The organism is Magnetococcales bacterium (genome assembly GCA_015228815.1).
GTDB lineage: Bacteria > Pseudomonadota > Magnetococcia > Magnetococcales > UBA8363 > UBA8363.
Map to the genome: position 1 here is coordinate 1 of JADGCV010000034.1, position 12,509 is coordinate 12,509.

8 protein-coding genes are annotated in these 12,509 nt (G+C 56.4%); 5 read left to right on the forward strand and 3 right to left on the reverse strand.

All coding sequences use genetic code 11. The features are described from left to right. Window positions 1-576: 576 nt before the first annotated feature. From HQL76_13630 to HQL76_13650, 5 genes are all read left to right on the forward strand, one after another. The gene (locus HQL76_13630) at window positions 577-1,728 is read left to right on the forward strand and encodes an FIST C-terminal domain-containing protein (GenBank protein ID MBF0110206.1); all 1,152 of its coding nucleotides are present in this window, start codon (window positions 577-579) and stop codon (window positions 1,726-1,728) included. Window positions 1,729-1,733: 5 nt separating this feature from the next. Next, entirely contained in the window at window positions 1,734-5,255 is a 3,522-nt protein-coding gene (locus HQL76_13635; protein ID MBF0110207.1) for a response regulator, read from the forward strand. Next, window positions 5,233-6,060, forward strand: coding sequence for a transporter substrate-binding domain-containing protein (locus tag HQL76_13640; protein MBF0110208.1), 828 nt, complete (start codon window positions 5,233-5,235; stop codon window positions 6,058-6,060). The genes HQL76_13635 and HQL76_13640 overlap by 23 nt, the downstream gene beginning before the upstream one ends. A gap of 91 nt (window positions 6,061-6,151) precedes the next feature. Then, a complete protein-coding gene (locus HQL76_13645) occupies window positions 6,152-8,020 on the forward strand; it encodes a HAMP domain-containing protein (protein ID MBF0110209.1) in 1,869 nt (622 codons plus the stop codon). Between the two features lie 55 nt (window positions 8,021-8,075). Beyond that, entirely contained in the window at window positions 8,076-9,188 is a 1,113-nt protein-coding gene (locus HQL76_13650; protein ID MBF0110210.1) for a two-component system response regulator, read from the forward strand. A 119-nt stretch (window positions 9,189-9,307) separates the two neighbouring features. Here HQL76_13650 and HQL76_13655 read toward each other — a convergent pair whose 3' ends face one another. The 3 genes from HQL76_13655 to nth all read right to left on the reverse strand — a co-directional run bounded on the left by HQL76_13655 (window position 9,308) and on the right by nth (window position 12,501). Further along, window positions 9,308-10,327 (reverse strand): GGDEF domain-containing protein, encoded by a 1,020-nt coding sequence (locus tag HQL76_13655; GenBank protein ID MBF0110211.1) that lies wholly within the window; start codon window positions 10,325-10,327, stop codon window positions 9,308-9,310. A 352-nt stretch (window positions 10,328-10,679) separates the two neighbouring features. Then, the gene (locus HQL76_13660; protein MBF0110212.1) at window positions 10,680-11,489 is read right to left on the reverse strand and encodes a hypothetical protein; all 810 of its coding nucleotides are present in this window, start codon (window positions 11,487-11,489) and stop codon (window positions 10,680-10,682) included. Window positions 11,490-11,817: 328 nt separating this feature from the next. Beyond that, window positions 11,818-12,501 carry an endonuclease III gene (gene nth, locus HQL76_13665; GenBank protein MBF0110213.1) on the reverse strand — a complete coding sequence of 228 codons (684 nt, stop codon included), beginning with the start codon at window positions 12,499-12,501 and terminating at the stop codon, window positions 11,818-11,820. Between the last annotated feature and the right edge of the window lie 8 nt (window positions 12,502-12,509).

Sequence of the window (12,509 nt, forward strand, 5' to 3'; positions counted from 1 at the left end):
CCGATCCAGCGATTCTGGAAGCGTGGAGCCTCAGAATCTTTGAGGCCCGGTCATTGGGGGATGTGTTCGAAGATCCAGAATATGACTGATCACGATTCCATCTACCATCGTCTTTTTTCCCACCCAGAGATGGTAATGGACCTGCTGGAACATTTTTGGACGCCTCCCTTCTCGCCGAACGTGATCTCTCCCGTCTGACACGACTGAATACCAAATTCACCGCCACCACGGGACAACGCAAACGGGGAAACATGACGTGGGAATTGCTGATGTAAAATCCAGGGGGAGGAATTGTAGCTTACCCAACTGTCGCATTTCTGGGCTCCACGATATCAAGTCTGTTTTTTCCATACCCAGAACTCCATCCTATTGTATCATGTTTCTTGTCGTACTCGTCGCCCCGTCATGAGGAACACCCCCGTGCGATCCCTGGATCGTCCAATGTTCAATAATCATGAATGAACATTCGGAAACGGTCGCAATGCAAAGACTGCCTCCGAATCGACCCATGGAATCTTTAGGATGCGACAATAAAAGATATTCATTGAGAAATTGAGACATGACAAGGAATACGGCATGAACATCACACAACATTCATTTCAATTACACGCCGTCGAACACCGCGACCGGACCACGTTTCGAACACAAAAAGCCAGGCTGGTTCTTGTTTTCGGGGCAGTGGCATTTTTCACCGCCAGGGACTTCATGGCAAGAATCCGGGAGATGTTTCCCGAAGCCGTCTTCGCCGGCTGCTCGACGGCGGGAGAAATCACCCCAACCGGAGTCCAGGAAGAAACCTGTGTCATAACCGCCATTGATTTTGCCCATACGGAGGTCCGGGTCGTGGCTGCGGACCTTGAACGGATGGAAGATTCCCATCGGGCGGGCCTCTGCCTGGGAACGGATCTCGCCGGGGCGGACCTTTCGGGAGTCCTGATCTTTGGAACAGGGGTACGCATCAACGGCAGCGCCCTGATCGAGGGATTGACCCGTTCCATCGGCAACGACATCCCGGTATCCGGGGGCCTGGCGGGAGATGGCGGCGGGTTTGAAAGGACCTGGGTCCTGGCCGACAAAGAAGTTTCCGACCGCAAGGTCGTCGCCGTCGGACTGTACGGACGGAGAATCGGCCTGGGACATGGCTCCTTTGGCGGTTGGAAACCGTTCGGTCCATGCCGCGAGATCACCCGGGCCTCGGGAAACATTCTCCACGAAATCGATGGCGCCTCCGCCTTGTCCCTTTATCGCCGCTACCTGGGAGCGCATGCCCGGGATCTTCCCGAATCAGGGCTTCTTTTTCCTCTGGAAATTCTCAACGAAAATCAACATTCGGTAGGGCTCGTGCGCACCATTCTGGGAATCGATGAATCCTCCGGAAGCCTGATTCTGGCGGGAGCGGTTGCGGAAAACGGCTATCTGCGCCTGATGAGCGCAAGCAATGACGACCTGATCGCGGGGGCCCGGGAAGCGGCGCGCAGCAGTATGCGCAGTCTCGATCCGAAAACGATGCCCGGTCCGGGTCTGGCCCTTCTGGTCAGTTGTGTCGGGCGAAAACTGGTGATGGGTGATCGGATCGACGATGAAATTTCCGCGGTCATCGACCAGATCGGTCCCCGCTTTGCCTGCACCGGCTTTTATTCCTACGGAGAAATCTGCCCCAAGGAAGGGATGGTGACCTGTCAACTGCACAATCAAACCATGACCGTCACCCTTCTGATCGAAGATTGACCTCCATGCATCCATTATTGAAAAATCAGTTGCGACGGGTCCTTGGAATCGAAAGACCGGAAGACATCGAAGGAATTTCATCGATTCTGGGCGATCTTGCACAACATGACGGTCTTCCCCCGCCCATCGTGGGCCTTCTCACGCGCTTTGGCTTGTTACTCGATCGTGTCGATCAAAGCTATCGCCAGTTCGATCGAGACCTCGACCTTCGCGCCCGAAGCCTGGAATTGAGTTCTCAGGAGCTGGCCTCGGCCAATGAACGCCTGCGCGAAGAAGCAGCGCTGCAGAAGTCGGCCATTGCCGCCTTGCGGGAAACCGCCAACCAACTTCTGAACAACGAAGATCACCAGGACCTGGAAAAAGACGCCGACAATCTGGATAAACTTTCCACCCTGGTGGCCCGCATCGTCGAGGAACGATCCATCGCCCAGCGGGACCTGGAACGGCAGAAATTCGCCCTCGACCAGCATGCCATCGTCAGCATTACCGATACCAAGGCGACCATTCTCTACGCCAATGACAAGTTTTGTGAAATCTCCGGCTACTCCCGTGAGGAACTGATCGGTCAAAACCACCGCCTGGTCAAATCCGAGGTCCATCCCACCACACTTTTCCAGGACATGTGGCAAACGATCACCCAGGGAAAGGTCTGGCACGGAGAGGTCTGCAACCGCGCCAAGGACGGTCGTCACTATTGGGTCGCCGCCACCATCGTTCCCCTTCTCGACCCGCAAGGACGTCCGGAACAGTACATTGCCATCCGTACCGACATCACCCTGCAAAAAACCATGGAGGCGCAACTGCTCGAACAACGGCGCTTTCTGCAAAGCATCACCGATGCCATGGGCGAAGGGGTCTACTGTCTCGACGAAGGGGGCCATTGCACCTTCATGAATCCCGAGGCGCAACGGTTGCTCGGCTGGACGCTCGACGAAATCCGCCATCGGCCCTTCCATGATGTCACCCATTACCTGGATTCCCAGGGCAATCCGTTGCCCCGCGAACGGTGCCCCATCATGCAGTCGGTCACCTCCGGCACAACCTATCGTTCCGAAAACGACTGGTTCATCCGTCGCGACCAGACCCGATTCCCCGTCGCCATCGTCTCGGTGCCATTGATGGAGAAAACACGGGTGACCGGATCGGTCAGCGTATTCCAGGACATTTCCCGACGCATGGAAGTCATCAACCTTCTGCAAACCGCCAAGGAAGAAGCGGAACATGCCAGCCTTCTGAAAAGCAACTTTCTCGCGAACATGAGCCATGAAATTCGAACACCGATGAATGGCATCATCGGATTGAGTCATTTGCTCATGCAGACCGAATTGACTCCCGTACAACGAGATCTTCTTGCCAAGATCGATCATTCATCGCGCAGTCTCCTCGGCATCATCAACGATATTCTCGATTTTTCCAAGATCGAGGCGGGAAAGTTGACGATCGAACACATTCCGTTCGACCTGACGCAACTGTTGCAGGAAATCACACCCGTCATCCAGGCGAAAATCCGGGAAAAAGGACTGGAGCTGATCTTCGATCTGAGTTCGGGACTGCCCGCGGTATTGATCGGCGACCCCCTGAGACTGCGTCAGATTCTCCTCAACCTGGTGGCAAACGCGGTCAAGTTCACCGAAAAGGGGACCATCCTGATCGCCATGAAGGAAGAGATCAAGGATCATGAAACCCTGCTGGTGGGATTCAAGGTTCAGGATACCGGGATCGGTATTCCCCCGGAAAAAGCGGCACAACTTTTTCAGCCTTTCGTCCAGGCGGACAGTTCCTCCACCCGGCGCTATGGAGGAACCGGACTGGGCTTGGCCATCTGCCGTCAACTGGTCGAATTGATGGGGGGAAGCATCTCCGTCGAAAGCATTCCCGGGTTGGGCAGCACCTTCCACTTTCGGCTTCCCCTGAAAATCGGACAACAGGCCCCCCCCGTGCAGTGCGTCCCCGAGGAAATGAACAACACCCGAATTCTCGTTGTGGACGACAGCGAAGCGGTACGCTCGATCCTGGGCGACATGCTGCGACAATTCGGCCTGGTGGTCGCATTGGCCGACAGTGGTCCGTCGGCCCTGTCGCATCTATCGACCGAAGGGTCCATTCCCGCCATCGATGTGCTCCTGCTCGACTGGCACATGCCCGACATGGACGGAGTCGAACTGTTGCAACGAATGGAGCGTCTCGGACTGCGCCGCCCATGCACGATCATGATGACCGCCCACGGACTCGAACCCATGCGCACAGCCCTGGGAAGTCATCGGGTCGCCGCCATCCTGGAAAAACCGATCACCCCTTCATTACTGTTCGAAACCCTGTTGCGTGTCCTCGAACTGCCGCAGAGGGATCGGTCCATCCGTCCGGCCCCCGTCCCGGAAACTTCTCCACGAAGATCATCGTTCGGCAACAAAAGGGTACTTCTGGTCGAGGACCACGCCATCAACCAGGAGGTCGCTCTGGGTCTGCTCGAATTGATGGGCATCACCGCCACCGTGGCGGGCAGCGGCGAGGAAGCGGTTGGGCACCTGCGGCGCCATCGATACGATATCGTTTTGATGGACATCCAGATGCCCGGCATGGATGGCTATCAGACGACCGAAATGATCCGAAGGGACCTGGCCCTTGAACGGTTGCCGATCATCGCCATGACGGCGCACGCCATGGCGGGAGACCGGGAACGTTGTCTCGCCGCCGGCATGAACGATCATGTGGCCAAACCCATCGATCCGGGCATTCTGCAACAGGTACTGACCCGTTGGCTCGACGATGATGCGACCCTCCACCCCCTCCCTTTTCCAATCATTGAACCCATCCCTTCGCTACCCGTCATCCCCAGCGACGACTCCATCGTTTTTCCCGACACCATTCCCGGCATCGAACGGGACCTGGCCCTGTCGAACGTCAGCGGCAATCGGGTTCTCCTGCACAGGATATTGCGCAATTTTGCCGACCAGCACGCACAAAGCGATGAACGTCTTCGGGAGTTCTTTTCCCTGGGGCAGTGGCGTGATCTCAACCATGCGGCCCACGCCATCAAGGGAACGGCCGCCACCATCGGCGCGGCAACCCTGGCGCAAATCGCCGGGGAAATCGAATCGATCGCCAATCGGCCCGAGGCAATCGTGAACGACAAGAATGCCTTCGACGCCCTGCTGAATCGATTCTCGACGATATTGGAAACGGTCGTCGGCGGAATTCGCGCCGCCATGGAAGATCGTGGAGGAAGAAACGAATCGATGCCGCTCCCGGATCACCCCGCCCCTGTCGATCCCGAACAATGGCGCCTGGCCCGTTCGTTGGCGGCCCGACTGGCACACCTGTTGACCGGAAACGATCCCGCCGCGGAAGAAATGGCGGAACAATTGCAGCGTCTTCTGGCAGGCACTCCCATGGAAACGACATGCCGAACCGTTCTCCATCATGCCGCCGCCTTCGATTTCTCCGATGCCATCCAGGCACTTGAGGTCCTGAATCACACACTCGACCATCACAGAAAGGAGGACCATGAACCGCCTCCCAGGAAATGAAGCGAAATCCTTCATCCGGCGTTTACTCTTCCAGGAACCGATGCGTTTTCTTCTTCCGATGATCTTCCTGTGCGCTCCTCCAGTGGCATTGGCGGAGGTCATCACCCTGCGGGCCGACTCCTGGTGTCCCTATAATTGCGACCCGGAATCGGACCGGCCAGGCATCCTCATCGAAATCGCCAAGGAGATTCTTGGTCCCGCCGGTCATTCCATCGATTACCGGCTCATGCCGTGGAGCCGAACCCTGAACGAGGTTCTCAAGGGGAACATTTCCGGAGCGGTCGGCGTCATCCCTTCGGAAGCCCCCGAACTGATCTATGGCGCCAATCCGCTTGCCTACGACAAACCCGGCTTTGCCTTCAACAAGGGAATGGAATTTTCCTATCGCGGTCCATCCTCGCTTGATCCCTTCAGAATCGCGGTCATCCGGGATTATCATTACGACGACGGCGAAATCGATGCCTATTTGCAGGCCCATCAAACCGATTCCACCCGCATCCAGCCCAACGCCGGCGATAATGCCGGGATGGCCAATCTGAAAAAATTATTGTCCCACCGCGTAGACCTTGTCCTCGACAGTCATGATGTCCTCGCGCATCTGGTGCATCGGCATCACCTTGGACAAAAGGTCGAACTTTACGCGATCGATCGGTGGACAGGAATCCATATTGGTTTTTCTCCCGTCAAACCCGAATCCCGGAACCTGGCCAACCTTCTGTCCTCCGGTATTCCATCCCTGCGTCGGCAGGGAAGACTGGCTGAAATCTTCGCCCGCTATGGCCTTTCGGATCGTCAGGAGCCATGACGAATGATTTTCCAGGAGGCTCCCTGACGATGAGACAACACGCCATGTTCCGATGGGGCCCGATTCTTCCATTCTTCAATGCGGGTCACCGATGAACCATCCGATCATTCCAGGAATGCGCCGCTCCCTGATCGTCACGTTCACTTTGTTGATGCTGGCGTGTGCCCTCGTTCTCATCCCGTTGTTGACCGGCTTTCAGATATGGAAGGTTTATCTTCGTGAACTCAACCATCAACAGGAAACCCTCCTGGCCATGGGTGATGCCTTCCGTCATCCCCTGGAGGTTGCGGTCTGGAATGAAGATTCGGTCAGCATCGAGGCCCAACTGGGCAGCATCGTCCGTTTCCCAGGAATCGCCCGCGCCCGTTTGACGACCGATATTGGAGGCGCCACCGAAGGGACGATTTTTTCCGCCGGGATGCCGTCCACCGGGGGAAAACGACTCTTCATCCGCCTGCATGAGCCTCATGAGGTTGCCAATCGACGCATTCTGGGCGAACTCGAACTGGAGGCGAACCGATCGGTCCTCAACGAAAAACTGACGAATGAAGCCTATGAAATCGTCATCCTGGCATCGTTTCAGGTCTTGTGTTTAAGTCTGCTTCTGACCATTGCCGTGCGCCATCTGGTTTCAAAACGGATCGCCCTTTTGGCGCGTCAGGTCGAGCGACTCGGTGACAATCTGGAGTACCAGCCCCTGTCGGAGGCCGAAAGTCCCGATGAACTGGGACTCCTGGCCCAGGGGATCAACCGGATGCAACTGCATCTGCAACACAATTTCACCGAAATGAAACTGTTGAACGATCAGATCCAGCAGCATCGGGATCGACTGGAGGTTCTGGTTCAGGAACGAACCACCGCCTTGACAGTGGCCAATCAGGAATTGGCCGCGGCCCGGTTGAGCGCCGAAATGGCCAATCGCATCAAAAGCGATTTCCTGGCCAACATCAGCCATGAAATCCGTACCCCGATGAATGCCATGGTCGGATTCGCCCATCTGATGCTGCAATCGGAACTGACACCGCGACAACACGAAAACATGCAAAAAATTGACGATGCCATCGGCAATCTGATGAAAATTCTTGGGGATCTGCTTGATTTCTCGAAGATCGACGCGGGAGAACTCGCCGTCCATCCCGTTCCCTTCAACCTGATGGAAATTCTCGGGACATTGCATCGTCATGCCCTGGCCAAGGGGCTCAAGAAAGGACTGAATGTCAATCTCGATGCAGCGACAGATTTGCCCCGAACCCTGATCGGTGATCCCGTGCGACTGGGACAGATCATGCGCCATCTGGTCGAAAATGCCATCAAGTTTACCAGCCAGGGTGCCATCCAGCTGGTCGTCCGGGGCGACATCACCCCGGATCATGTTTTTCACCTTGATTTTTCGGTACGGGATACCGGAATCGGGATTGGTGAAGAACAAATGGCGCACCTGTTCCAGCCCTTTTCCCAGGTCGATGGTTCGTCCACGCGCCGGTTTGGTGGAACGGGACTGGGACTGGCCATCTGCCGGCATTTGCTGGAGCTGGTCGGCGGAGACATTCGTGTCGAAAGTGTACCCGGAGTTGGCAGCACCTTTTTCGTGCGGATTCCCTATCCTGTCTGTACCATGGAACATCCCATGCTCGTTCCGGAATCGCCCAACGCACCTCCGGACGAGGAACGCTTTGCCAGCGGCAAGATCCCTTGCCCGGCAGCCGGAAAAGTCCTTCCTCCGGAGGCGGCAACCGTCGCCCAGGCAGAAATTCTCATGGACCGTTTGGAATTTCTGATGCAATCGGCCGATCCCGAAGCGGGAGACTGGGCGCGGAAACTGGCGGATCTTCTTTCCACGACCACGGTATCCAGTAAGGCGAATGTGGTGTTTCAACTGGCCAACGATTTTGACTTCGACGAAGCCATCAACGCACTCGGATCTCTGCGTCGGCTGTTGACGGAGTCGTCCAGGGTTTGATTCCGGGTAAAGGATGCGCCCCGGATACATATACGGTCTTTAGGAGAATCCCGCGATGGAAGCGAAAAAAACACACATCCTGCTCGTCGATGACGAATTGATCAACCTCAAGGTCCTGTCCAACCTTCTCCACGAATCCTATTCCATCAGCGTCGCCAAGGATGGACCCCAGGCCCTGGCGCGAATCGACACCGGTCCTCTTCCCGACCTGATCCTCCTCGATGTCATGATGCCCGACATGGACGGACTGGAGGTCTGCCACCGTCTGAAACAAAACGCCGCCACCGCCGACATACCGATCATCTTCGTGACCGCCCTGGGACAGCCACACAATGAAACCCGTGGCTTCGAAGCCGGGGCGATCGACTACATCACCAAACCGATTTCACCTCCGGTCGTGCAGGCGCGAATCCGGACCCATCTTGCCCTGATCGAAACCCGACGCGCCTTGCGCGAACACAATCTGGAATTGGAACGTCTGGTCGCCTTGAGAACCAGGGAGGTGGTGCATACCCAGGATGTGACCATTCGCGCCATGGCCTCGCTTGCCGAAACCCGCGACAATGAAACCGGAAACCACATCCGCAGGACGCAACACTATGTGCGGGCCCTGGCGCGGCAACTGAGTACACATCCCGCGCATGCCTCCTTCCTGGATGAGCGCACCATCGAGCTGCTCTTCAAATCGGCGCCACTGCATGACATCGGCAAGGTCGGCATCCCCGACGCCATCCTGCAAAAACCGGGAAAACTGACGGCGGAAGAATTCGCGATCATGAAAAAACATCCCGAATTGGGCAAGGGGGCCATCCTGGCCGCGGAAGAAGATCCCGAACAAAACCCGATCTCATTTCTCCGTTTCGCCCGGGAAATCGCCTTCAGTCATCATGAAAAATGGAACGGTTCCGGATACCCCCTGGGACTCTCGGAAAACGACATTCCCTTGTCGGCCCGTCTCATGGCCCTGGCGGATGTCTATGATGCCCTGATCAGCCGCCGGGTCTACAAACCCCCATTTTCACACGAAAAGGCCGTCGAAATCATCATGGACGGCGGCGACCGCCATTTCGATCCCGATGTCCTGGCCGCCTTCCTGGCCCAGGAAGAAACCTTCAAAAAGATCGCCGCCACCTTCAATGACATTCCGGGACAACACAAAACACCCTGAGTTTCCACACCCACCCATCCTGGCAATAATGTCCGGATAAACGATAGGGAAAAATTTCGAGGGTCACATCCCTTGGAATTACATTTTACCAATGTTATTGCATTTTCCCATGTTCTTCGTCAGGTGGCCACCTGGGACCGCCCCCCCGATTTGGCGCGATACAAGGCGGCATCCGCCTTTTCCCACCAGGACGCCAGGGAATCCCCCTTTTCCCATTGGGCCAGACCAATGCTCACCCCCAACCTTTTCCCTTCCGTCACCCCAATGTCAAGCCCCCGCACCGACTCGCAGATTCGATTCATGAGTCCATGGGCGTTGTGCAACGACGTATTGGGTAACACAAGTGCAAATTCATCCCCACCCGTTCGCGCCAACAGGTCGGCATCGCGAATGATGTTGGAAAAGGTACGCGATACCCTGCGTAACACCTCATCCCCCTCGCCATGTCCCAGAGTATCGTTGATCTCCTTGAAATAATCCAAATCCAGACAGCCCAGGACCAGCGGCGCCCCATACCGATCCGCCTGGATCCGCTCCTGTTCCGCCCGTTCCATGAATACCCTCCGGTTCACCAACCCCGTCAGGGCATCCTTGCGCGCCTGCTCGTACAAATCTTCATAGACCAAGGCCCGCTCCAGTGGAACACGCAAATCATCGAGAACCGACTCGACCTCCTCCAGATTGCCATGACCGCGGGAAACATCGAGCCGATGCATCAACAACAGGCTTTCGTTGCCTTCCTCATCAAGACTCCACCGCTGAAAAAACAACCCAAGCCCCTCCACCCGATCCCGCGCCTCGGAATCCTCCGGGTCCTCCAACAAACGCAGCGCCACCTCCAACAATTTCTGTCGGTGCGGACCATGGCAGGAACACGCGGCAGGATTTCGTCCCCTTCCCGAATGACGATAGGCCACCAGATCATGGTCGATCCTGGGTGACAGCCAACGTGAAAACGCCTCCAACATCGAATCCAGATCCAACGTTTCGCCCAACTTGCGATGCAGGTCGTACACCCGCGAAAGGCGAATGGTTTCCCTTTTATAATCCTCGATCTCCTCCTGTAGATCGGTCGGATGCCTTGCAAACAGCAGCGGATTGATGTTCCGCGTCCGGCGATTCGAAAGCGATACGCTCATGCCCATGGGACCCATCCCTCAGTGTTTGTCCGGGTTCATGCTCCACACGTCATGGAACCCCGAATCCTTTTCCCCAAGCCCAATGTTCAACACCAGTATCTATCGGGGATTGCCAAGTTCGTGCCAAAAGAATGCACCGCGAAACGGGAATCAAAGAAACGGAAAGCATGTATTTTTATCAATATTTATCAATAAGATACAAACAAGAAGCCCCGGAAGACGCGCCGTGATCGAAGCGCGGACGTGATGGGGAAGGGTGTTATTTCCGTCAGGAGGGAGGGCGCGCAAAAAAAAAGGTGGGGATATTTTTCCCCACCCGGCAATGAATGAACGTCAACAAAGGAAGGAGCGGCTATTGCAGGAGCTGCTGAACCCGGGAAGATGAAAGTTTGTCGCCCTGAGTCTGGAGTGCCAGATTGGCCTGGGTGCGAAGAGAAAGGGCAATAAAGTTGGAGGCATCGTCGGCCATGTCGGCATTGAGAATGCGCCCCCCCGGAAACGCCAGGGATTCGGACAGGCGCGACAGGGTATCGGCGACATGGATCAACTGCGTTTGCGCGGAGCCCATTTCGCCGCGTTGATCGCTGATCCGTTGCAAGGCTTCGCTGGCGGCATTCAGAACGGTCTCGGCCCCCTCCTGGGTGGTGATGTCCACGGAGGCCATCACATCGGTAAGGTCCTGCAACTGGACCTGGGTCTGATTTTCGGGCTCGGAGCCGCTCTGGAACGACAGGGTTTGGTCGGTTGCCAAAGGATTGATGTCGTTGTAACTGGTTTCGGCAAGGATCGCCTGTATCTGGCCCTGGATGGCCTCCGCCTCTTCCTGAAGGCTTTGCCGGTCGGAATCGCTGGCTCCGGCATTGGCGCTTTGGACGGCGAGTTCCTTGATTCTTTGCAAACCATCCTCGATTTCACCCAGGGCGGCATCGGCGACCTGCGTCAGGGAAATGCCATCGTTGACCTCCAGTCGCGCCTGACCCGCCCCCTGCATCTGACGGGTAAACCGGTCGGCGATGGCGATCAGGGCGGCGCTCTCGAAGCCCTGACCGGTCTTCAAACCGCTCCCGAGTTGTTTGAAGACCTCGCCGATGGATTTCAGCGTCGGATCGGTTTTTCCGGCAAGATTTTGCAGTGCGATACTGCTGGTTGCGATCATGGCCATGATGGTTCTCTCTTTCTCCCCTGACTCGCTTTCCGCATCGACCGGTGGGTGAGGAGGTGGACCGAAGGGGATCCGAGTCCTTGTGACAGCCTACCCACCTATCCAGTTTAGCGGATTATTTATCGATGGTCCAGAAAAACCGCTTTGGGAGCACCCCGGGACGGTCCTGGTTTCATCAACGGACATGCAATTTGGATGCAATTTCTCCATGATTCGTGACACTTTTTTTCCATGCGGGCGCAAGGCGATTAATTATTTTGTCTTTTCAATAGGTTGGAAACACGATCACGATTGGTTTCCCATGCCGTTTTTCGTCACGGACCAGGTTTCAATCCGGCAATTGTTGCCACGAACTTGATGATGACGGCAGATTTTTCCCCTCTTCCCCAAGGCCGATCCGGAGACACCATCGGGCGATGATACATCGATGGCATCCGGGCTTCCGCGCCGTACAAACATAACGCCCATGAAGGATCAGCCAATGATGGGCGTGACGGAGAAATTCCCCGGGAATTTTTTCGAGCAATTCCCGCTCGACCGTCAGGGGCCGGTTTCCCTGGGCAAGGCCCAACCGCCGGGACAAACGAAAAACATGCGTATCCACCGCCACGGTCGGATGACCGAAACAGACATTCAGGACGACATTGGCCGTTTTCCGCCCCACCCCCGGCAATGCTTCCAAGAGGATTCGATCGTCGGGAACGGCGCCACCATACCGCTCGACAAGGATCCGACTCAACCCCAGAAGATGCCGCGCCTTGGCATTGAACAGTCCCAGGGTGCGAATCAGGGCGGCAATCCCCTCTTCCCCCAAGGCCACCATATCCTCGGGCGTGGGCGCGGCGCGAAAAAGAGCCTTGGTTACCCGATTGACCGCAACATCGGTAGACTGCGCCGACAACACCACCGCCACCAGATGTTGAAAAGGGGTCTCGGAATGCAATTCGCCTTTCGGTTCCGGATTGGCTTCCCTCAAGGCGGAAAACAATGCGATGATATTTTCGTGGTCCATGGCCGTTT